This is a genomic window from Erwinia sp. PPS120 (genome assembly GCF_047918655.1).
GTDB classification, from domain to species: Bacteria; Pseudomonadota; Gammaproteobacteria; order Enterobacterales; family Enterobacteriaceae; genus Erwinia; species Erwinia tasmaniensis_A.
Map to the genome: position 1 here is coordinate 91,928 of NZ_JBLREF010000001.1, position 21,871 is coordinate 113,798.

General features: G+C 55.6%; 24 protein-coding genes. 7 read left to right on the forward strand and 17 right to left on the reverse strand.

The window, feature by feature from the left end; genetic code table 11:
* Positions 1 to 7: 7 nt before the first annotated feature.
* The 3 genes from ACLRGG_RS00445 to ubiU form a co-directional block, all read right to left on the reverse strand.
* Positions 8 to 1,015, reverse strand: coding sequence for a luciferase-like monooxygenase (locus ACLRGG_RS00445; RefSeq protein WP_416247899.1), 1,008 nt, complete (start codon positions 1,013 to 1,015; stop codon positions 8 to 10).
* Positions 1,016 to 1,367: 352 nt separating this feature from the next.
* Positions 1,368 to 2,246, reverse strand: a complete 879-nt coding sequence (locus ACLRGG_RS00450; protein ID WP_416247900.1) for a U32 family peptidase — start codon at positions 2,244 to 2,246, stop codon at positions 1,368 to 1,370.
* A gap of 8 nt (positions 2,247 to 2,254) precedes the next feature.
* On the reverse strand, positions 2,255 to 3,250 hold the full coding sequence (gene ubiU, locus ACLRGG_RS00455) for a ubiquinone anaerobic biosynthesis protein UbiU (RefSeq protein ID WP_416247901.1): 996 nt from the start codon (positions 3,248 to 3,250) through the stop codon (positions 2,255 to 2,257).
* 205 nt (positions 3,251 to 3,455) lie between these two features.
* Between ubiU and ubiT the strand changes: the two genes are divergently transcribed.
* Entirely contained in the window at positions 3,456 to 3,983 is a 528-nt protein-coding gene (gene ubiT / locus ACLRGG_RS00460) for a ubiquinone anaerobic biosynthesis accessory factor UbiT (RefSeq protein ID WP_416247902.1), read from the forward strand.
* Positions 3,977 to 4,477: a GNAT family N-acetyltransferase gene (locus ACLRGG_RS00465; protein WP_416247903.1), complete on the forward strand. Its 501-nt coding sequence runs from the start codon at positions 3,977 to 3,979 to the stop codon at positions 4,475 to 4,477. Before ubiT ends, ACLRGG_RS00465 begins: the two co-directional genes overlap by 7 nt.
* 56 nt (positions 4,478 to 4,533) lie before the next feature.
* On the opposite strand, the gene ACLRGG_RS00470 is transcribed toward ACLRGG_RS00465, so the two are convergent.
* Complete coding sequence (locus tag ACLRGG_RS00470) at positions 4,534 to 4,839, reverse strand: GIY-YIG nuclease family protein (RefSeq protein WP_416247904.1); 306 nt, start codon at positions 4,837 to 4,839, stop codon at positions 4,534 to 4,536.
* Between the two features lie 149 nt (positions 4,840 to 4,988).
* Here ACLRGG_RS00470 and ACLRGG_RS00475 point away from each other — a divergent pair, with 149 nt between their 5' ends.
* Positions 4,989 to 5,426, forward strand: coding sequence for a YhbP family protein (locus tag ACLRGG_RS00475; RefSeq protein WP_416247905.1), 438 nt, complete (start codon positions 4,989 to 4,991; stop codon positions 5,424 to 5,426).
* Between the two features lie 117 nt (positions 5,427 to 5,543).
* Here ACLRGG_RS00475 and ACLRGG_RS00480 read toward each other — a convergent pair whose 3' ends face one another.
* The 3 genes from ACLRGG_RS00480 to nrdD form a co-directional block, all read right to left on the reverse strand.
* Positions 5,544 to 6,065: a type 1 glutamine amidotransferase domain-containing protein gene (locus tag ACLRGG_RS00480; protein ID WP_416247906.1), complete on the reverse strand. Its 522-nt coding sequence runs from the start codon at positions 6,063 to 6,065 to the stop codon at positions 5,544 to 5,546.
* A gap of 61 nt (positions 6,066 to 6,126) precedes the next feature.
* Positions 6,127 to 6,651, reverse strand: coding sequence for an anaerobic ribonucleoside-triphosphate reductase-activating protein (gene nrdG, locus ACLRGG_RS00485; RefSeq protein WP_416247907.1), 525 nt, complete (start codon positions 6,649 to 6,651; stop codon positions 6,127 to 6,129).
* On the reverse strand, positions 6,648 to 8,786 hold the full coding sequence (gene nrdD / locus ACLRGG_RS00490; RefSeq protein WP_416247908.1) for an anaerobic ribonucleoside-triphosphate reductase: 2,139 nt from the start codon (positions 8,784 to 8,786) through the stop codon (positions 6,648 to 6,650). Before nrdD ends, nrdG begins: the two co-directional genes overlap by 4 nt.
* Positions 8,787 to 9,110: 324 nt before the next feature.
* Here nrdD and ACLRGG_RS00495 point away from each other — a divergent pair, with 324 nt between their 5' ends.
* Positions 9,111 to 11,684, forward strand: a complete 2,574-nt coding sequence (locus ACLRGG_RS00495; protein WP_416247909.1) for a DEAD/DEAH box helicase — start codon at positions 9,111 to 9,113, stop codon at positions 11,682 to 11,684.
* A gap of 200 nt (positions 11,685 to 11,884) precedes the next feature.
* Here the strand turns inward: ACLRGG_RS00495 and treC are convergent, their stop codons facing one another.
* Positions 11,885 to 13,591, reverse strand: coding sequence for an alpha,alpha-phosphotrehalase (gene treC / locus ACLRGG_RS00500; RefSeq protein WP_416247910.1), 1,707 nt, complete (start codon positions 13,589 to 13,591; stop codon positions 11,885 to 11,887).
* Between the two features lie 602 nt (positions 13,592 to 14,193).
* Between treC and ACLRGG_RS00505 the strand changes: the two genes are divergently transcribed.
* Complete coding sequence (locus tag ACLRGG_RS00505) at positions 14,194 to 15,573, forward strand: hypothetical protein (protein WP_416247911.1); 1,380 nt, start codon at positions 14,194 to 14,196, stop codon at positions 15,571 to 15,573.
* Between the two features lie 248 nt (positions 15,574 to 15,821).
* Here the strand turns inward: ACLRGG_RS00505 and ridA are convergent, their stop codons facing one another.
* From ridA to argF, 8 genes are all read right to left on the reverse strand, one after another.
* Entirely contained in the window at positions 15,822 to 16,208 is a 387-nt protein-coding gene (ridA, locus tag ACLRGG_RS00510; RefSeq protein ID WP_067706054.1) for a 2-iminobutanoate/2-iminopropanoate deaminase, read from the reverse strand.
* 69 nt (positions 16,209 to 16,277) lie between these two features.
* The gene (pyrI, locus tag ACLRGG_RS00515; protein ID WP_416248023.1) at positions 16,278 to 16,742 is read right to left on the reverse strand and encodes an aspartate carbamoyltransferase regulatory subunit; all 465 of its coding nucleotides are present in this window, start codon (positions 16,740 to 16,742) and stop codon (positions 16,278 to 16,280) included.
* Positions 16,743 to 16,754: 12 nt separating this feature from the next.
* Positions 16,755 to 17,690, reverse strand: a complete 936-nt coding sequence (pyrB, locus tag ACLRGG_RS00520; RefSeq protein ID WP_416247912.1) for an aspartate carbamoyltransferase — start codon at positions 17,688 to 17,690, stop codon at positions 16,755 to 16,757.
* Between the two features lie 11 nt (positions 17,691 to 17,701).
* Positions 17,702 to 17,854, reverse strand: a complete 153-nt coding sequence (locus tag ACLRGG_RS00525) for a hypothetical protein (protein WP_416247913.1) — start codon at positions 17,852 to 17,854, stop codon at positions 17,702 to 17,704.
* A 72-nt stretch (positions 17,855 to 17,926) separates the two neighbouring features.
* Positions 17,927 to 18,160, reverse strand: a complete 234-nt coding sequence (locus ACLRGG_RS00530) for an arginine repressor (protein ID WP_416247914.1) — start codon at positions 18,158 to 18,160, stop codon at positions 17,927 to 17,929.
* Between the two features lie 111 nt (positions 18,161 to 18,271).
* On the reverse strand, positions 18,272 to 18,511 hold the full coding sequence (locus ACLRGG_RS00535) for an arginine deiminase family protein (RefSeq protein ID WP_416248024.1): 240 nt from the start codon (positions 18,509 to 18,511) through the stop codon (positions 18,272 to 18,274).
* A complete protein-coding gene (locus ACLRGG_RS00540; protein WP_416247915.1) occupies positions 18,507 to 18,689 on the reverse strand; it encodes a hypothetical protein in 183 nt (60 codons plus the stop codon). The genes ACLRGG_RS00535 and ACLRGG_RS00540 overlap by 5 nt, the downstream gene beginning before the upstream one ends.
* A 215-nt stretch (positions 18,690 to 18,904) precedes the next feature.
* Positions 18,905 to 19,915 carry an ornithine carbamoyltransferase gene (gene argF / locus ACLRGG_RS00545; RefSeq protein ID WP_416247916.1) on the reverse strand — a complete coding sequence of 337 codons (1,011 nt, stop codon included), beginning with the start codon at positions 19,913 to 19,915 and terminating at the stop codon, positions 18,905 to 18,907.
* A gap of 159 nt (positions 19,916 to 20,074) precedes the next feature.
* On the opposite strand from argF, the gene rraB reads away from it, so the two are divergent.
* Positions 20,075 to 20,494, forward strand: coding sequence for a ribonuclease E inhibitor RraB (gene rraB / locus ACLRGG_RS00550; protein ID WP_416247917.1), 420 nt, complete (start codon positions 20,075 to 20,077; stop codon positions 20,492 to 20,494).
* Positions 20,478 to 21,254, forward strand: coding sequence for a tRNA isopentenyl-2-thiomethyl-A-37 hydroxylase MiaE (gene miaE / locus ACLRGG_RS00555; RefSeq protein WP_416247919.1), 777 nt, complete (start codon positions 20,478 to 20,480; stop codon positions 21,252 to 21,254). Before rraB ends, miaE begins: the two co-directional genes overlap by 17 nt.
* Positions 21,255 to 21,285: 31 nt before the next feature.
* Here miaE and ACLRGG_RS00560 read toward each other — a convergent pair whose 3' ends face one another.
* Complete coding sequence (locus tag ACLRGG_RS00560) at positions 21,286 to 21,786, reverse strand: GNAT family N-acetyltransferase (RefSeq protein WP_416247920.1); 501 nt, start codon at positions 21,784 to 21,786, stop codon at positions 21,286 to 21,288.
* Between the last annotated feature and the right edge of the window lie 85 nt (positions 21,787 to 21,871).

Sequence of the window (21,871 nt, forward strand, 5' to 3'; positions counted from 1 at the left end):
GCTGCTGTCAGATCGACTGCCAGGCTTCCATCGCCAGCGCAAAGGAGTGCAGTCGCGCCTGCTGGTCAAAAATCTGCCCATTAATCATGATTTCATCGGCCTCCGTCTCACGCAGCAGTGATACCAGACCCTGGCGCACTTTATCCCTGTCACCCACCACCGACATACTCAGCGCCTGCTGCACACCATACTGTTCTGATGGCGACCACAGATTATCCATATTTTCCACCGGCGCCGGCAGTGGGCCAGGCCGACCACGGCGCAGATTGATAAACTGCTGCTGCATGGAGGTAAACAGGAATCGGGCGTCTCGCTCACTGTCGGCGGCGATAACGTTAACGCAAATCATCGCATGAGGCTTTTGCAGCCGTGCGGATGGCGTAAAGTCTTCCCGATAGAGGTGAAGCGCCTGGAAAAGCAGGTCTGGCGCAAAGTGTGAAGCAAAAGCAAACGGCAGTCCCAGCTTAGCCGCAAGCTGAGCGCTGTAGAGGCTGGAACCAAGAAGCCAGACCGGGATCTTCAGTCCCAGACCCGGCACCGGCTGTACGGCCGGACGCTCATCCCCGGCGGCATCAAACCAGCTAATCATCTCCTGCACGTCAGCGGGGAAATTATCAACATGACCGCCCATATGCCGACGCAGCGCCATCATGGTGCGCTGATCGGAACCCGGCGCGCGGCCCAGCCCTAAATCAATACGGCCCGGATAGAGAGACTCCAGCGTGCCGAACTGCTCAGCAATGACCAGAGGGGCATGATTAGGCAGCATCACACCGCCTGAGCCAAGCCGTAGCGTCTGCGTATTCGCCGCAAGAAAGCCAATCAGCACCGAGGTGGCGGCACTGGCGATACCGGACATATTGTGATGTTCGGCCAGCCAGTAGCGATTGTAACCCAGCTTTTCGGCCTGCTGTGCCAGTGTAAGAGAGGTCCTGAACGCATCAGAGGCGGCTGCACCCTGCGGAATAGGCGCCAGATCGAGGATCGACAGGGGGACGTTTTTTATATCGGACATAGTCGCTCACTTTTTTTGAAGGGCCGGAAATAACCCTCATCCTTCAAATTGCAGGTATGCTGGCTGTTATCTTGCCGGTCGCCACGCTTTTCAGTAAGGGGCGGTACTTTGGCGTCCGCCCCATGCAATTCGATAACCGAAGGTTACGTACAGGTGCAAGCAGATAGCCTGGACGATTTTTTGATAAAAGGATTGGCAGTTTGCAGCACTTTACCTTTTACCAGCCAGTCCTGGCGCACAATCTGCCCTGATAAGGCGTGACCCGGGCTATGCGTGAGTATGACTTATCATTCGCCCGGGTAAAACCGCATTTATTGTTAGCGGGGATGAGCAGACGACAACCCGCCCGGTTTTAGCTGACAAGCTCCAGTCCGGCGACCTGGCGCCAGTAGCCATTACACTGCCTGTGAGATTGCAGCGATAAGGGATGCTTACCCGTTTCGTTGGCGCGAAATGCATCCACCATCGTCAGCGTCTCTGTCCCCTGGGGAGATAAGCGGACAATATCCACCCGCCCCTGCATCGAAATCAGCTCATTGCCCAGGTTATAGCAATAACCACTCATCGTCTGAATACCATTAAGCACAAATACCAGCTGATCTTCCTGCGAATAAAGTTTTCGCCCAAGCGGGTGCTCACTACAGCAGGTCTGACAGTCGTCTTTGCCGCGGTTCTCCGCCCTGGCGGTAAAGCAGCGGGCAGAATAAGCCAGCGGTAGATGGCCATAACCCAAAACTTCCACCTCAAACCGGTTGCGTATGCCCAGCGTCTCGCACTGCGTCAGCAAGTTGTCCAGCCAGTCGCGGGACAGCTCAACCGGCATACACCAGCGCACCATACCCATTTTTAACAGCAGACGCAGCGTAACGGCGTTGTAGCAGTTCAGCGCATGGCCGGCGACGAAGGGCAGACCCGCTTCCGCGACCATATTGACCGTTCCCATATCGTTAGCTTCGAGAAGGAATTCGCCGTTATCCACATAGCGTTTCAGCTCAACCAGTTCTGAAGGGGACTGAACCAGCGCCAGGCTGGTCAGTACCACCTGCTTGCCCGCCGCAGCCAGCGCTTTCGCCATCGCCATCCAGTCTGCCATTTTGGTTGCCCGACGTTTGCTGCATACGGCTTCACCCAGATAGACGATCTCTGCACTGCTGCTGGCAGCGGCCTGATAAAAATCCTGTAGCGTCTCAGTTGGCCAGTACCAGAGTACCGGGCCTAATGCGTATTTCATGGGGTATCCTACTGCCATTGACGATGGTAGGCGCCCAGCGTGGTCTGTGTTCCTTCGCTGAGTGCGCTGAGCGTATTCATCCAGTTCTGCTGAGCGGTAAAACCGGCGGGATCGGCCCTGCATCGATCGATAGCCTGACGCCAGACGCGCGTAACCTGTTCCACGTAGGCCGGGCTACGCTGGCGGCCCTCAATTTTTACCGAGGCGATATTAGCGGCCAGCAGTTCCGGGAGTAGCGCAAGAGTATTCAGGCTGGTTGGCTCTTCCAGCGCGTGATAGCGTGCCCCGTCTAAACGATAGCGGCCCTTACACAGCGTTGGGTAACCTGCATTTTCCGTGGCGTCATAGCGATCGATTAGCACCTCATTCAGCCGCGACTCCAGCCCGCCGGGCGTCTGCTGCCAGCGAACATAGCGGGCGGGCGAGCAGGCGCCGACGGTATTGGGGGATTCACCGGTCAGCCATGAAGAGAGGAAACAGCGTCCTTCTGCCATGATGCACAGGCTGCCAAAGGCGAAGACCTCCAGCGGAACGGGGGTGACGCGCGCCAGCTGGCGCACCTGATGCATAGAGAGCACCCGGGGCAGGACGACCCGGGCGACATCGAAATTGCGCTGATAGAATTTGATTGCCTCGACGTTGGTCGCCGAGGCCTGAACCGAAACGTGCCGCTCAATATGCGGATAGCGTTCAGCGGCGTACTCCAGCATGGCGATATCTGCCAGGATCAGCGCATCCACGCCGACGCTCGCGGCCATATCCACCGCATACTGCCAGCGCTCATAGCCGCTGGGATGCGCAAAGGTGTTGATTGCGACATGTAGCTTGCGTCGGTGCTGATGAATGTACCCGGCCGCCTCCTTCAGCCGCTTCCCGGTGAAATTCAGGCCCGCGAAGTGACGGGCGTTGGTGTCATCCTTCAGGCCAACATAAACGGCGTCTGCTCCGTTTTCGACCGCAGCCTTTAGTGCGGGCAAATTTCCCGCAGGGCAAAGCAGTTCCATATTACGCTTCCGTACAAACGATAGAATCCGTGAGTGTAAACAGGGAAACGATGAGAACTTTTGATTTAAGGCAGCTAATGGCGTAATGATGGGCAATGGATTTAATGCCAAAATTCTGTAGAGTTCGCACACTTTACTGATCCATTCGTCAGATTCGTTTTGCCAGTGTGGCAAAATAGTCAAAACTCATACGTAAGGAGTAATAATGGTGTTGAACCCATTATGTGCAAAAATTGTCCGCAAGGGGCCACAATTTTTGCGCATTCCGCTGCAGCTGGCCCCTTCAGCACTCAAAAAACAGTGCCTGCAACAGCTGTTGAGCTGGCAGTTTCAACATGCTCTGGCCGAAGGTGATCTAGACTTTCTTGAGGGGCGTGGGTTAGGCATTGAGATCCGCGATCTGGGCCTGAGCTGGGTCACCACTCTTGAGCAGGGGAAATTGCAGGTTGTCGAACGGGAAGAGGCCGACGTCTGGTTCCGCGGTGAGGCTAACGATCTGCTGCTGGTGACTGCCCGCCGGCAGGACCCCGATACGCTGTTCTTCCAACGTCGTCTGGTGATTGAGGGCGACACTGACCTGGGACTCGAAGTGAAGAATCTGATGGATGCGATGGAACCTGAACATATGCCCGCGCCGCTGCGTTTCGGACTGATGCAGCTGGCCAGGCTGATTGAGGCGGGACTCACTGAGGACGCGACTTCCCCTGCGGATCGCGCAGGTGCGCCATGTTGATTCGTACTGAAATCGGGATAGACGCCGCCCGGATCGACGCGCTGCTACGGCGCTGTTTTGCGACAGCCAGAGAGGCGGAGCTGGTTCAGCAGCTGCGTGAGGATGGGCTGCTGACGCTTGGCGTGGTGGCGACCGATGATGAAGGCCAGGTGCTGGGCTACGCGGCATTCAGCCCGGTCACCCTTAATGGCGAGGATCATCAATGGGTCGCCCTTGCGCCGCTGGCGGTGGAAGAGAGCAGCCGCGGTGACGGGCTGGCTAAACAGCTTATTTATGAAGGGCTGGATACGCTTAATGAATTTGGCTATGCCGCCGTCGTCGTGATGGGCAACCCGGGTTTTTATGGTCACCTGGGCTTTGAACCGGCAGCCCGCCATCAGCTCCACTGCCGCCTGCGCGGCGCGGAAGCGCTCCAGGTCTACAAACTGGCCGACGAGGCGCTTGTTCAGGCAGAGGGTCTTATTGAGTACGCCGCTCCCTTCGCTGAGGCCTGAGACGCTGCCGCCTGGAACGAGCGCGTTCGGCGGCATCCTGCCCTGTGAGCACAGGTTCAGCCGCCCCGGAGATCCTCCAGCCAGGCGGTGAGAGAGTCAGGCTGGTGCACCACCAGCCTGACTTTGTCGCTTTTCCTGAGCTGCTTAACCTGGTACTCCAGTTTTGACGCACTTGAGCGATCGCCCGCTTCGCAGTGGAACAGCAGTTCCAGAGGGCCTTTACCCCGTAATGCCCTTGCACCTTTACCCGACTGATGCTGCAAAAAACGCCGCACGACGTCAGTGGTGATCCCGGTGTACAGCGCTCCGCTGCGGGTCCGTAAAATGTAGAGTCGCCATGGCGCGGCTTCGCTGCTGTTCATCACGTCCTTCTGTTCTGTTTATCCCCGTATCTGAGGGGTGATAAGGGGGATTCTAGCAGCTTCCTGCCCGAGGAGAAGTCTTACCCGGCGCTGTGGCTGGCTATGCAGGGGGCGCGTGTGGCAAAGTGGGCTTTTTCAGGGAGACTACTATGTCCGATACCGCAATGCCCGCCGCCATCAGCCGTTTTCTAAAAAAACAGCATGTACTGTCCTTATGTTCAGGGGCGCCCGTCTGGTGCGCTAACTGTTTTTACGTCTTCGACTCCGAGAGCGGTGTGTTCTGGCTGATGACCGAAAAGCACACGCGGCACGGGGCGCAAATGCTACGTGACCCCCGGGTGGCCGGCACGATTAACGGGCAGCCTAAATCGGTATTGCTAATCAAAGGCGTACAGTACGCCGGACGTATCACGCTGCTGGAAGGCGATAAGGAAAAGGCAGCACGCAGCGCCTATGTGAAGCGTTTTCCGGTGGCGATAAAAGCGTCAGCTCCGCTGTGGGAAATCAGGCTTGATGAAGTGAAAATGACCGATAACGCGCTGGGGTTCGGCAAAAAACTCAGCTGGATACGGCAGGAAACGGAGTAAAAAACCGGGCGTACCCGGTTTTAATACGGACTGGGAATTCCGGTATTAAGGCCGCTCGGAAATTCCGGTGTGAATGGAGCAGGAATTTCAGAGCCGATCGGGAAAATTCAGTGCGGCTCAGGAGATTTCAAGAATACGCAGAGCTTCCTGATTAAACGCGGGTAAATCGTCCGGCGTACGGCTGGTCACCAGCCTGTCGTTGTCGACGATAACCTCTTTATCGTGGAAGTCTGCACCGGCATTTTTCAAATCAATGGCGATGGCTTTTACCGAGGTCATTTTGCGGCCGCGCACCGCGTTGGCACTGATTAACAGCTGTGGCCCGTGGCAGATAGCGAATACCGGCTTGCCCAGCGCGACAAAATCTTTAGTGAAGTTCACAAAGCGATCGTCGCCGCGCAGGCTGTCAGGGGAGTGACCACCCGGTAGCAGCAGTGCATCAAACTCAGCGGCATGAACCTCATCAATGCTCTTATCGATTTTTACCTTAGCCTGGCCCTGTTTACCGGTAACAGTTTTTCCGGCCTGCTTTTCAATGGTGACAACCTGGTGTCCCGCTTTGGTATAGGCTTCAGCAGGGGACGTGAATTCTGAATCTTCGAACTCATCTGTAATTAATACCGCGATCTTCTTACTCATCGTTTCCTCCGGTGTTTTAACGCTGACAATGCCCTTAAGTGTGGTTGGTCATTCTGAAAAATCAAGTCGGAGGGGTAGGTTTGCTCTGCAATTTGCTGATTTCATCCTGATAATCTGCGGTCCGGGTTAAGTAGTGAATCACCTGATTGCTGCTACCTCGCCACAGCAGCGCCGGATCCTTCAGCGCCTCGACAAATTTGCCGTCAATCAGCACGTCAATCAGCCGCACCACCTCCCGCTGGGCGTCGCTCAGGTCGGCGAGACGGTAGCCGGTCCACAGCCAGATATCTTTCCCGCTACACTCGCGACGTATGCGTTTCACCAGCCTGAGTATGTCGGCAACGTTGGCGGGATGCAGCGGATCGCCGCCGGAAAGCGACAGACCCTGACGCGGAATGCGGCTGTCATTAAGATCGGCGATCAGGCGTTCTTCATGCAAAAGCGTGAAGGGAACGCCGGAGTTCACCCGCCAGGTGCATTTGTTGTAGCACCCGGCGCAGCGGTGTTCGCAGCCTGCTACAAACAGCGTACAGCGCGTTCCCGGCCCGTTAACGATATCTACCGGAAAATACTGATGAATATTCATCCCAGCTGGCCGGTGTCCATATGCTTAACGCGACGCCTGACCTCTTCCTGCTTGCCCGCGTTAAACGGACGCGCATCCGGGCTGCCGAGATAGCCACAGACCCGCCGGGTAACCGAAACGCGGGAGGCATCGTGATTACCGCACTTCGGGCAGGTAAAGCCTTTACTGGTACAGGAAAATTCGCCGGTGAAGCCACAGTCATAGCATTCGTCGATAGGCGTATTGGTGCCGTAGTAGGGAATGCGGCTGTAGCTGTAATCCCATACGTCCTCCAGCGCCTTCAGGTTGTGCTGAATATTGGGATATTCGCCGTAGCAAATAAAACCCCCGTTCGCTAACGGCGGGTAGGCCGCTTCAAAATCAATTTTATCGTAGGGGTTAACCTTCTTCTCCACATCCAGATGGAAGCTATTGGTGTAGTAGCCTTTATCGGTTACCCCGGCAATAATGCCGAACTCGGCGGCATCCAGGCGGCAGAAGCGATCGCACAGATTTTCGCTTGGCGTACTGTACAGGCTAAAGCCATAGCCGGTTTCTGCTTTCCATGCATCCACGGCGTTACGCATATGGCTGACGATCGCCACGGCTTTTTCGCGCAGCAGCGGATCGTCAAAGAGGTGGGTTTTACCGCCGCTAAGGGCGTTGATGGCCTCGTGAATGCCAATGTAGCCGAGAGAAATAGAGGCTCTGCCATGTTTGAAGATATCGGCGACGTTATCATCTGCCTGTAGCCGCACGCCGCAGGCGCCCTCCATATACAAAATAGGGGCAACGCGCGCTTTAACGTTCTCCAGCCGGGCAATACGGGTAAGCAGCGCTTTTTTCGCCAATAGCAGCCGCTTATCCAGCAGCGTCCAGAATGCCGTCTCATTCCCTTTCGCTTCCAGGGCTATACGCGGCAGATTCAGACTGATCACCCCGATATTGTTCCGGCCTTCATGAACCTGGCGGCCATCCTCTTCCCATACCCCTAAAAAGCTCCGACAGCCCATCGGCGTTTTGAACGATCCGGTGACTTCCACCACCCGATCGTAATTGAGAATATCCGGGTACATACGCTTGCTGGCGCACTCCAGCGCCAGCTGTTTAATGTCGTAATTCGGATCCTGCGGCGAGCGGTTCACACCTTCTCTGATGGCAAACACCAGCTTGGGAAATACTGCCGTTTTGTGATTTTTCCCGAGCCCGGCGAGCCGGTTGCGCAGGATGCACTGCTGTACCAGCCTGGCCGCCCGGCAGGTTCCCAGGCCAAAACCAAAGGTGACAAAAGGCGTCTGGCCATTGGCCGTGTGCAGGGTGTTCACCTCGTACTCCAGCGACTGAAAAGCATCGAAGCACTCTTTTTCGGTGCGGTTTTGCGCGTAGCCTTCGACATCGGCAATCTGCCATTCCCGCGCCGTGGCGCGGTGTTTCTCCAGGCTGGCTTCGACAAAGGGCGCCAGCACCTCGTCAATGCGGTTAATAGTGGTGCCGCCATATATATGGCTGGCGACCTGAGCGATAATTTGCGCGGTGACAGCGGTCGCGGTCGATATGGATTTAGGCGGTTCTATCTCGGCATTGCCCATCTTAAATCCCTGCGTCAGCATGCCTTTCAGATCGATTAACATACAGTTAAACATCGGGAAAAAGGGCGAATAATCGAGATCGTGATAGTGGATCTCACCGCGCTCATGGGCCAGCACGACGTCGCGTGGCAAGATATGATCGGTGGCGTAGTGTCTGGCGACAATTCCCGCCAGCAGATCGCGCTGGGTAGGTATGACTTTACTGTCTTTATTGGCATTCTCGTTCAGCAGGGCGGGATTGGACTGTTCGATCAGGCCGCGGATGGCGCTATTCAGTTTGCCGCGCAGTTCGCGAGCGATATCACGGTCGTGGCGATACTCAATATAGGCGCGGGCCAGTTCCGGGTAAGGCCCGGTCATAAGCTGATTTTCTACCGTCTGCTGGATATCGTGAATATCTACGCTGTGCTGTCGCTGCAGCTGCTGGCTTATCTGGCTGGCGACTGTAATGCAGTAACGCTTATCATCAATATCTGCCGCCTGAGCCGCGCAGAGAATGGCATCGCGAATGCGTGTTTCATCAAACGCCACCTTACAGCCATCCCGTTTTATTACCCTGGATAACATGCCGTGCTCCCAACCCTGATATCTATATATAGAATGAGAGTGGCATATTAAACGCAACATGTAGGGTTTTGCTTAATATAACTGCGGTTTTATTGACCTGAAACAAAGATAATTGATCGCGGTATTTTCGCTAACCCTTCGTGCCCGACGGGAGGATATCTCCCGCCGTCACGGCGATGCTGCCAGGGCCTTTGCCGCTGTTCCGCGCATTTTTTCGCTGGCAAATCGCGTAACACGGTTGCATTACAGGGGCCGGGATCCATATTATTGCCTGTTATGCTGAGCAGCTATGCCCCTGCTCGGGTCATTCCGGGATACTGTCTGATGCCGTCTGTAACATATAACGAAAACCAGGTTAGCCGATGGATCGGTGCGCGCACCGTTGCCAGAGCGAAAGGCCTGGTGGAAAAAGCGCAGAATATCCAGTGGCAAAGCGATCTGTTGACTGGCGAGGTGCCCGGACGCACCGTCGAACCCTTCCAGGTGATGGTGCACTTCAGCCTGCCGCAGGGAAAGCTGCATGCCAGCGGGGAATGTACCTGCCCGGTTAAAAATAACTGCCGCCATGTGGCGGCGGTGATGCTGGCGAACCTGCGTCAGCGGCGAGCGGCGGCGGGCGATCTTCCCTCCGATCTCCTCTCTGCTGAACCGGTGCCCGTGCTCCGGCTGGAATCACGTTCAAAATTCATCAGTGGATTTGGCCGCTACGGTCATCGTCAAAAACGTCTGGATTTTGCCGCTGTCTCCTTTGATTACGCCGGGGTTCAGGTCACAGCGGGCAGCCCCGAAAGGCGCTTTGCTGATGCCAGGGGTAAACTCTTTAACGTTCAGCGTCGGGCTGAGTCCGAACAGGCGTGGCTGCAACAGATTAGCGAAGCAGGGCTGGAGGCTATCCCCGGCGCGCATATCTATACGCCAATCGGCGCGCCGCTGCCGCCGACCCTTTTTGCGCCAGCCTCCCCGGCCGGATGGCGCACGTTAATCGACGTGACGCTGCCAGCACTGCGCCGACGAGGCTGGAAGGTGACGGTTGATGACGACTTCACCTGGAACTTCACCGCCATCAGCGCGATCAATGGTCGGGCAGAGCAGGGTAGCGATGGCTGGTTTACTCTGCACCTGGAGGCCCAGGCAGGACGCAGAAAGCAAAACTTACAGCCACTGCTCGCCTCACTCTTTCAACAGGATCGCCGCTGGTTTGCCGGCAATCTCGCCTTAATCCCCGACGATGAAGCCATTGAACTGCGTGGTGACCGGAATGCGCGCTGGCAGCTCACGGCCGGCCAGCTTAAACCGGTAGTGGGTAACCTGATCGACCTCTTCACTCAGGGGGCAGATACCCCGCTGCGGCTGCCGCCCTATGAAGCGGGCAGATTAGCCGCACTGAGCGATACGGGGCGCTGGCAGTATCATGGCGATAGCGGCGTCCGGCAGCTTGCTGAGCGTCTGCGCAGCGGAGAGGGCATTCAGCCCGTCGCCCCGCCTGTGGGCCTTGAAGCCCAGCTGCGTGACTATCAGCAGCAGGGGCTGAACTGGATGCAGTTCCTGCGGCAGCAGGATCTTAGCGGCGTGCTGGCCGATGATATGGGGCTGGGCAAAACCATTCAGACGCTGGCGCATCTGCTGCTGGAGAAAGAGGCCGGGCGGCTGGACAGACCCGCGCTTATCGTGGTGCCCACGACGCTGGTGTATAACTGGACCCAGGAGGCCAGCCGTTTTACTCCTGACCTGAGGGTGCTGGCGCTGACCGGCCCGCAGCGCAAAGAGTTCTATGACCGTATCGAACAGTATGATGTGGTGCTGACCACCTATTCGCTACTCTGGCGCGACCAGCCTCAGCTGCTGGGCTTCAGCTATCATCTGCTGATCCTCGATGAAGCACAGTACGTAAAGAACAGCGCCTCGCGCGCCGCCTCGGTGATCCGATCGCTTAAATCCCGTCATCGTCTCTGCCTGACCGGGACGCCGCTGGAAAATCACCTCGGCGAGCTGTGGTCGCAGTTTGATTTTCTGCTGCCCGGCTTTCTGGGCAGCGAAAAGCAGTTTACCCAGGAGTGGCGCATTCCCGTTGAGCGCAATGGCGACAGGGTACGACGGGAACTGCTGGCCCGGCGCATCCGGCCTTTTATGCTGCGGCGGCGTAAGCAGGAGGTGGCGAAGGAGCTGCCGCCGAAAAACACCATCGTGCGCTCGGTGGAGCTGGTGGGCGCACAGCGCGACCTGTACGAATCGGTGCGCAGCGCGATGCAGGATCGCGTCAGGCAGGCGGTTGAGCAGCAGGGGGCGGGAAGGAGCCATCTGCTGGTGCTGGATGCGCTGCTTAAACTGCGGCAAATCTGCTGCGATCCGCGCCTGCTCGGCAAGGCGGGTGAGGCGGGCGTGAAACAGTCGGCCAAGCTGGCGCTGCTGCGGGAGATGCTCAGCGAACTGCTGGCGGAAGATCGTCGGATCCTGATCTTCTCTCAGTTCACCACCATGCTTACGCTTATCGCCGATGAGCTGCAAAAGGCGCGCATCCCCTATGTGATGCTGACGGGCAGCACCCGCGATCGCACCGAGCCGGTACGGCGTTTCCAGCAGGGCGAGGTGCCGGTCTTTTTGATCAGTCTGAAAGCGGGCGGCGTCGGGCTTAACCTGACGGCGGCGGATACGGTGATCCACTACGATCCCTGGTGGAACCCGGCCGCAGAAAATCAGGCTACGGATCGCGCCTACCGGCTGGGCCAGGATAAGACGGTCTTTGTGTATAAGCTGATCGTGGCGGGCAGCATCGAGGAAAAAATCGTCGCGCTTCAGCAGCAAAAGGCCGAGCTGGCCGGCGGTATTCTTGAAGAGGGGCTTAACGAGCCGGGCCTGTGGACCAGCGACGATTTGGCCGCGCTGTTCGACCCCCTCTGAAAGGGAAGAAAGGTTTGCCAGCCGGGGTATGCTTGTGACGCTCTGGCCGCGCTGTCCGACCCCTCTTAAAAAGAGGGGAAGGTTTGCCAGCCGGTGAGTGCTTATATCCCTGGATTAACGCCTGTCGGGTTTTGCGCTAATCCGCGGGGCGGTCTCTCGCTCGCTGACGGCATCATGCGCGGCGCTGTCAGCCTGAGAGCTTAATTCGTACCGGATGCGGCGCTTTGCTGGCGAAGCGATGCGCTGCTTCCGCGCTTCTGATACCACCATACCGCTTCCCAGGGCCGCAGCATCACCTCGCCGGGCGTAACGTGCGTATCCGGATAGTTACTGATCAGCACGTCCCACTGGCCGCTATAGGCCGGGGGATGCCAGACCTGAGTATCGCCGCTGAAGTTGGCGGCCACCACCAGCGTCTCCCTGCCGTAACGACGGCAGTAGCACCACAGGTGCGGATGCTCGGGCAGTAAATCCAGGTAGTCACCCCATGTCAGAATGGCGTACTCCTTACGCAGCCTGATCAGCTTCTGGTAAGCGTAGAAGACCGAGTTTTCGTCGGCCAGCGCGGCCTCCGCATTGATGGTCTCCCTGTTGTCGCACATGCCGATCCACGGCGTACCGCTGGTAAAACCGCCGTTCTCCCCAGCGTTCCAGGGAATGGGGGTGCGCCCATTATCACGGGATTTACTGGCGAGGATCGCCAGTAAATTATCGCTGTCGCGGCCCTGCGAGCGCAGCTCGGCATACATATTGTGGCTTTCTATATCGCGATAATCGAGGATGCGGGTAAAGTGTGGATTAGTCATACCCAGCTCTTCCCCCTGGAAAATGTAGGGGGTACCCTGCATTCCGTGTAACACCAGCGCCAGCATCCACGCCGACTGAACGCGGTATTGCCCTTCATCGCCCCAGCGTGATACCACCCGGGGCTGATCGTGATTACACCAGAAAAGCGCATTCCAGGCTTTGTTATGCATCCCCTGTTGCCAGTGGGTGAAAATGGCCTTTTGCGCCACCAGGTCCAGCGGCGTCAGCGTCCATTTCTGGCCGTTATAAAAGTCGACTTCCACATGGTCGAAGCTGAAAACCATCGACAGCTCTTCACCATCCAGCGAACCATAGCGCTGGCAGTGCTCCAGAGTGGCGGAAGACATCTCCCCGACGGTCATCAACTCGCGCGGACGAAAAACGTCGCGGCTCATCTCCTGCATATATTCATGGATGCGCGGCCCGTCGGTGTAGAGGCGCAGGCCATCGCCGTTTGGGTCGTCAGGAAAGTCCTGATGCTTGGAGACCAGATTTACTACGTCCAGCCGCAGCCCGTCAATCCCCCGGTCGGCCCAGAAGTTAACGATCTGCTTTAGCTCGGCGCGCAGATTATCGTTTTCCCAGTTAAGTTCCGCCTGTTCCGGCGCCCACAGGTGCATATAGTACTGCCCGCTCTCCGGATGCCAGCGCCACGCGCTGCCGCCAAACTTCGACTGCCAGTTATTGGGCGGCTCGGTGGGGGTGCCATCCCGCCAGATATAGTAGGAACGGTAGGGGCTGTCCGGGTCCAGCGCGTCATGGAACCAGTGATGCTGTGTCGAACTGTGGTTGAACACCATATCAAGGATCAGCCGCATCCCGCGCCGGTGAGTCTCTTCCACCAGGTTATCGAAGTCAGTCATGGTGCCAAAAATCGGATCGATGGCGGTGTAATTCGCCACATCGTAGCCGTTGTCGACCTGCGGCGAGATATAAAAGGGCGTCAGCCAGATAGCGTCAACGCCCAGCGTCTTGAGATAGTCCAGCCGCTGGATGATCCCCGCGATATCGCCCGTACCGCTGCCCGTTGTGTCCTGAAAGCTTTTGGGATAAATTTGATAGATAACGCCGTTCTGCCACCATGGTGGATTTTTATTCATCGCTCAATCCCATATTCTGGGTGAAAAGGTCCACCCGTATGTATAAAGACATTCTCACTTTTTGTTCTTCAATAAGGTTAGCCATTAACTGCCATGGTGAGACCGTCCGGACGCCGTGAAAAGCAAATAATTTTCCATGAGCGGCCGCGAGGCCCGTTAAATCCGCATCAGTCGGCGCTCGCATGGCCAATACGATGACAAAAAAGTGAGAATTATCTGGCGATAAGCGCGGTAGAAAAGGCCACAATTGATGCTAAGGGATCAAGTTGTAACCTGATATGTTAGTTAATTTTTTGATGAGCGCAAGAGTAGAAAGAACCTATAACAGGGGCTCAACTATGTCCAGTCTGAGGCGTAGTATTGTCAACTAATCAAGTAGTTTCCCAGGTATGAGTCAGTGCAAGAGATTATATATCCGGCAATCCTGCGGACAACGTAAATGGAATATGCCGATAGAGAAACAGCGACTGTAAATGTGCCACCTTATTATTAAGTCGGCGAATCTCTAACGTTACGCTTGCATTGATACAGAATTATTATTAGATTAAAATGGCAGTTTAAGTTGTATTTTATTCTCGAGATTTCTACAGGGATGATTCATTATGCCTTTTAATGGAATAAGAAAGGAATTAACTTCCGCAACTAATGGGGCGTGGGGTGAGAAAGACAAAGCGGCCATGTTAAAAGAAACGATCTCACCCACCGGGTTATTATCGTCCGCAACTCTTCATGAAAAAAAGTTTGCTTCGAATATTAACATGGTTTCAAACTCCATTATGAACCTTGCTGTTAATAAAGATGCTGCCATGAATAATTCTGAAGTAATGACAGGTAAGAGAATCTTTATTATTCGTGACTTCCATAACCCCAGGGGGAGGACCCCCTGTGAATATCCGGATGGAAAGCTTCCCCGAAGCACCGCCGAATCCTACATTCCATGGGCTATCACTTCCGATTCAGAAGTTGTTTATGCAAAATATGGGGAGCATAGAGGGTTTAACAAATCTGGCAGTCAGGAAGTTTTAAAACGGTACGCTACCGAAGTTAGCCAGGAAAGGCGTCGTTTATGTCAGTCCGCGCTGGGGGCCTTAGTCCTGGGTAACATGAAGTACACTGCTGAAGCGGTCGGAATTATCTCACAAGGGGTAAAAGATTATCTTTATGAAAATTATAGAAAAAACCCTGAAAAAACGTTAAGCATAGTCGTAAAAAATATAGGCCATTACTTTTTTAGCGGCGGGCGACAAAATTTTGGTCGTATCTCTGAAGAAAATGCATCAATTTACACCAGTAAATATATTTGGGATAAAATTATACTGGCGTTAGAGACCGGTACTTTAGAGCAAAAAATGGCCATACACGATGCGGTAGGTCGTAAAGTTCTCCCTGTCCTAAAAGGGGCACCATTAGCTGCTTATGTAACGTCAGGAAAAGAAGTCAGACAGGAATGGTTTGATAAAAAGGAGGTACGAGGCCGTGTGAAGCGAACCTCAAAAGCACGCGCGACAATGACGGCAGGGATTGCTAAAGAAAGTGATGTAAGCCTGACAGGCACCGTCACGCAAGCAAGGATCAGAGGTGTGGATATTTTTGAACGGAATGAAAATCGCAAAAGTCACCCAGAAGCAGATGATTTTTATGGCGATCTCGATACAAGGAACTTGTTATTTGGTGGAGGCATTTCTGGTACGAGCGGAACCCTTCTTCAGGCTGCTGAGGCATTCGGACCCCTTGACAATATAGAACATAAAAAACAATATATGTTGGCAATTGTCGGTTATTTGGTAGGCGGCGGCATGCACTCTTACCACGAATGTATGATAACAGGAAAAAGAATGGGCATTCCCTATTCTCACGGTTCATATCTCGAATCTTTACCGGAATCATTTAAAAGTAGTGACGATTTTCAGCAATGGAATCATAACTACTATGATATAAGCACGTTAGGCGGCATTCACTGGATTTTTAATAAAGTTAAATAACCTTCACATTTAAGCATAAATTAAGGTTTATATTCCTGACAAGGCCCGGTTTCAAAAACTGCGTCGGCGATTCTGGACTTTTCTAACGACCTGGCAAAAATGTCGCTGCTGCTGGACAGTGCAGCGGTAACGCAGGATGAGGTGGTGATTGCGCTGATCCAGCCGGTTGAGACACTGCTGAGGGCGGTAAAATAGCGGGTGGGAAACAGGCGAAAGCGCCCCGCCCGTTAAAAGGCGAGGCGATAGCATTAGCGACGAACGGCGATCGCTTCGATTTCGATTTTCACATCTTTTGGCAGCCGCGCCACTTCCACGCAGGAGCGGGCCGGGAAGCGGGCATTGTGTGCGGTGAAAAAGGCTTCATAGGCGGCGTTAACGGTAGCGAAGTCATTCAGATCCTTCACGAACACCGTCGTTTTGACAATGTCGCCGACGGTCAGTCCGGCGGCTTCTACGATAGCGCGCACGTTCTCCAGCGACTGATGTGCCTGTGCGGCAACGTCATCGGCCACGGTGCCGGTTTCGGGATCGACCGGGATCTGACCGGAGGTGATGATCATGCTGCCAAGATCGACGCCCTGCACATAGGGGCCGATCGCGGCGGGTGCGTTTTCAGTACTGATTTCGCGAGACATACGTTCTCCCTGATAAATAAGGACGTGATTTTGTCCGGTGTCGGCTCATTATAGGCGGCTGACGATTGATTACCAGTTCGCCAGCACTACGTGATGAGCGAAGGCTTTTTCACAGTATTTACAGGTTAACTGCACGTTACCGTTACGTTTTTTTACGGCAAAGCTGGAGTTCACCGGCTCGCTGCGGCTGATGCAGTTGCTGTTAGGGCAGGTGAGCACGCGATCAATGGTATCCGGCAGCGTCGGCGCGATTTTCCCCACCACCTCATATTCATCAATGCGGTTAACCGTGGCGTGGGGCGCATAGACCGCCAGCTGGTTGATCTGATCGTCGGTCAAAAACGTGTTCTCGATTTTGATCAGATCCTTACGTCCCAGCTCACCGGAGGGCAGGTTAAGGCCGATGGTAATGCGCTGATCGGTTTCCGTCAGGCGGAACAGCGAAAGCAGCTTAAAGCCAATTTGCGCCGGAATGTGGTCGATTACCGTGCCGCGTTTGATCGCTTCGACCTGCAATTTATTATCGTGTGTCATCATCAATACCTCTTACAGATCCAGTTCGCGATTCAGTACCCGCGCCAGCAGAGCCTGGCGCGCATAAATGCCGTTTCCGGCCTGCTGGAAATACCAGGCGTACGGCGTTTTATCGACATCTGTGCTGATCTCGTCAATACGCGGCAGCGGGTGCAGCACCTTCATATTGTCGCGAGCGCCAGCCAGGTCGGCGGCGCGCAGAACAAACTGCGCCTTAACGTTGGCGTATTCCGACGGATCCAGGCGCTCTTTCTGCACGCGGGTCATATAGAGAATATCCACCTGAGGCACCACTTCTTCAATGCTGTCGTGACGGCTCCAGGCAATGCCTTTTTCGTCAAGCATATCGGTGATATAGGCAGGCATCCCCAGCGCATCCGGGGCGATAAACCAGAAGCGGTTACCCTCAAACTTAGCCAGCGCCTGCGCCAGAGAGTGCACCGTGCGGCCATACTTGAGGTCACCCACCATGGCGACGTCAAGATTGCTGAGGCGGCCCTGCGTTTCCTGAATGGTAAACAGATCCAGCAGTGTCTGGGTGGGATGCTGATTAGCCCCGTCTCCGGCGTTCAGAACGGGAATGCCGCCGGAAAACCCGGTCGCCAGGCGCGCGGCGCCCTCCTGAGGATGGCGCATGACAATGGCATCAACATAGGTGCTAATCACTGAGATAGTATCGGCCAGGGTCTCACCCTTTTTGCCGAGCGAGGTATTGCCACCGTCGGCAAATCCCACCACGGAAGCGCCCAAACGGTGAATGGCGGTTTCAAATGAGAGCCGCGTGCGGGTAGAGGCTTCAAAGAAGCAGCTGGCCACCACGCTGTGCTTCAGCAGCTCCGGCTGTGGATTCGCCTTCAGGCTGGCGGCGGTATGCAGCACCAGCTCAAGCTCTTCACGGTTGAGATCGTTGATAGAAATAATATGTCTGTGATACAGCGGATTGGCCATCTTCACACCCCTTATACCTGCCGGTTAGCTGAAAAACGGGCAAAAAAAAGCCCCTCATGGAGGGGCTTTTTTTTATGAATAGTGATGCCGGAGTGGGAAAAACGGTGCTGCCCGCCCGTGGTCAGACGCGACAGTGCAGCTGTATTAACGGTACGCAGTTTCATACATCCTCCAGGCAAACGAGGGGCATTATACGCAGATGCTGGCGGTGTTCAAGATATCATCAGCGCTTTCTTTCACCGGATTTGTACAGTAAGCGTGATGGGGCTGCAGCACTTCCCGGATATGCAGGTGGAGACGCCGAATGGAGTATGTGGTACGCGCGGTGCTATCCAGATACAGTTATTCGTGACGGCCCCGCCCAGGATCCCCTCCAGCTTCCAGTGTTCAATCACGCGTGCCACGGCGCGCGCGAAGCCAGCCGCAACGTGAACGACAATAAATTTTCTCTTGTAATCGACGCTGACCACCAGCACATCCAGCGGCCAGAGCGCGTTGGCATCGTTCCACTGTTCACCCCCGGCTTAGAAGCGGTCGCCGCCGGGGTGAGCAAACGAACCTGGTCAATACTCAGCGCCTGTTCAATGGCATGCATAACGGTTTATCTCCTCCCTGCGGGACAGTCCGCCGTGACCATCGCTGGTCAGGGCCCAGCTGCGGGTTTGCCGGGTGATAACGTCCGGGTAAATGGAGAAGGTATTCAGATCAGGCTGGGTTATTAGGGTATCAGGATGCATACAGGCGCGATGTTTGGGCAGTTCGACGACAATAACCTTGCTGGCCTGATGGTGTTGAAACAGCGAGCGGGCGAGGAACTCAATACCGCAGGGGGCGCCCGGACATGCCGATCATGACCGTGCCGTTTCCCGGCACCAGCACGTCGTCGAACAGGAGTTCCTGACAGTCAGAAGGGGTAAGGCGCTTGAGGCTTAAATGAGGGCGGTGAAGCATCACGGATCGAAGCCGTCCTGCCTCCGATCCAACTTGGTGTTTTTTCATATTCAGTTCCGTTTGTTCGGGGAATAGCAGAACCGAATGAATATATCCGTTCATTCGCGTTCGGCTTATTACCATCAGGGAGGTGCATCATTATTTTCAGGCATCTTCGTAAATACGCTCTAATCAGAAATAATTATATTCCAGGCGTAGAAACGAGGGGGGACCAGCGAGGAAAACCGGCGAGTCAACAGCAAATGACCCGCCGGCTGGGGAAATTAATGCGTAGCAGACAGCGTTGCAACCATTACCGCTTTGATGGTATGAAGACGGTTCTCTGCCTGATCGAACACCACGCTGTGGGGGGATTCAAACACCTCGTCCGTGACTTCCATGCCGCCATGCAGATCGTACTGCTGCGCCATCTGCTGGCCAAGAGTGGTCTGGTTGTCGTGGAAAGCGGGCAGGCAGTGCAGGAACTTCACCTGCGGATTGCCGGTCAGCGCCAGCATGGCGCTATTAACCTGATAGGGGCGCAGCAGCGAAATCCGCTCCTGCCAGACCTCTTTCGGTTCGCCCATGGAGACCCAGACGTCGGTATAGATAAAATCAGCGCCCCTGACGCCTTCAGCAACATTCTCGGTCAGGGTAATTTTACCGCCTGTTTTAGCCGCCGCCGCCCGGCACTCGGCTACCAGCGCCTCGTCCGGCCAGCAGCCTTTTGGCGCCACCAGGCGCAGATCCAGTCCGACCAGCGCGGCGGCCTCCATCATCGTATTGCCCATATTGTTATGCGCATCGCCGACGTAGACAAACACCATTTCGCTGAGGGATTTTTCCGGCAGATGCTCCTGCATGGTCAGCAGATCGGCCAGCAGCTGGGTAGGGTGGAACTCATCGGTCAGGCCGTTCCACACCGGTACGCCCGCGTGTTCGGCCAGCGATTCAACCAGCGCCTGCCCGTAGCCACGGTATTGAATGCCGTGGTACATCCTGCCCAGTACCCGGGCGGTATCCTTGATCGACTCCTTATGGCCAATCTGGCTGCCGCTGGCCCCGAGCCAGGTCACCCTGGCACCCTGATCGTAGGCGGCAACTTCGAAAGAGCATCGCGTACGGGTCGAGTCTTTTTCGAAGATGAGCGCAATGTTTTTACCTTGCAGGTGCTGAACCTCCTCACCGTTTTTCTTATCGGCCTTCAGGGTGGCGGCCAGCGCCAGCAGGGCGTTTATTTCAGCAGGCGTAAAATCGAGCAGCCTGAGAAAGTGACGCTGGTATAAATGACTCATAAAGCACTCCGCGTGGTCTTTATTGAATTAAAATTCAATTTAACCGTATGAATATTCATTTTCAACCCCGACGCGCAGAAACTTTTGTATAAAGGTAGTGGCGCGAAGGGCAGTGTGGGAAAATACTGATAAGAGAAGCCACATACTGAGGAACAGATCATGGCGAACGAAGCTTTATTGGAAGAGCAGCGCGAAGAGACGCGGCTGATAATTGAAGAACTGCTGGATGACGGCAGCGATCCGGATGCGCTCTACACCATTGAGCACCACCTCTCCTGCGACAGCTTTGACGCGCTGGAAAAGGCGGCGGTTGAAGCCTTTAAAATCGGCTATGAAGTGACGGAGCCGGAAGAGCTGGAGCTGGAAGACGGCACCAAAGTGATGTGCTGCGATATTCTGAGCGAGGCGGCGCTGAACGCTGAACTGATCGATGCCCAGGTTGAGCAACTGGTCGATCTGGCTGCCAGGTTCAACGTCGACTACGACGGATGGGGAACCTACTTCGAAGATCCCGATGCCGAAGACGAAGAGGACGATGGCGAAGAGATTGACGACGAAGACAATGGCATTCGTCACTGATCCCCTGCTTGCCCCCGTTCACGCCTTTCTGCAATGCCGCACGCCCCAGGCCTGGATTGACCAGGCCTGTCGGCCAGAGAATCTGCCGCTGCTGCTGACCGACCACCTGGTGTGTGAGCTGAAAGCGGCACAGACCGCCATGTGGCTGATCCGTAAATACGTGGCGGATAAAGAGAGCGGCGATGCGCTGCTGGCATGGCTAAAACCCTGGGAGCAGTTCGTACACAGCGAAAATGCGGATCTGGCCTTCCTGGAACAGCATCGGGCGCTGTCGAAAGCGGTTATCAGCCGCGTCGAAGCGCCCTGGGGCGATGCGCTGGTGGACAAAATGGTGCTGCTGATCAAGGAGGAGCTGCATCATTTCTATCAGGTGCTGGAGATTATGCAGGCGCGCGGCATTCCCTATATCAAAATCACTGCCAGCCGCTATGCCAAAGGGCTGCTGCGTGAGGTCACCACCCATGAACCCCAGACGCTGGTCGATAAGCTGATCTGCGGAGCCTATATTGAAGCGCGCTCCTGCGAACGATTTGCCAGCCTGGCGCCTCATCTGGATAACGAGCTGGCGGCATTTTATGTTTCGCTCCTGCGATCCGAAGCGCGGCACTATCAGGACTATCTGGCGCTGGCCGCTGAAATTTCTGCGACGGACGTCAGTGCGCGGGTAAGACAAATTGGCGTAACCGAAGCAAAGCTGATCCAGTCACCGGACAGCGAACTGCGCTTTCACAGCGGCGTACCGGCATTTGCAACGACCTGAGCCTCGGCGGTGTGGCGATCGTCCGCGCCGCTCAGAGGCTTTTCAGCATCCGTACTTCGCAGTCAACGTGCCCGGTGCAGCCCAGCGGGCCATCGATATGCGTAAAGCCGAGGTGTTCATACAGCCGTACCGCGCGGCTCAGCGAGGCCGTCGTCTCCAGGTAGCAGCGGGTAAAACCCCGTTCGCGGGCAAAGTCCATCGCCTGCATTGCCAGCTCGCGCGCCTGCCCCATGCCGCGTACGGCGGGCATAAAGTACATCTTCTGTAGCTCACAGATGCCCGGCTCGCTGCATTGCAGAGGTGCCACGCCGCCGCCGCCCACAATCCTGCCCTCAAGTTCAATCACCCAGTAGGCGCTGTCAGACTGGCTGTACAGCTCATACAGATGGTCGAGATTAGGGTCGGCCACGGTGAAGCCTTTGTCGGCGGTCAGACCAAACTCAGCGGAGACCTCGCGGATCACGCGGGCGATATGCGGATTATCTTCTGCCTGAATGGGGCGAACCAGCAGGCCGGTGGGTAGCGTCGTCATAACTCAGTGCCGTCAGTTTTCTGGTTTGATGGCAGTGTAATAACATCGCAGCGGCTGTGATGCAATCCCGGCCAATAAAAAGGCC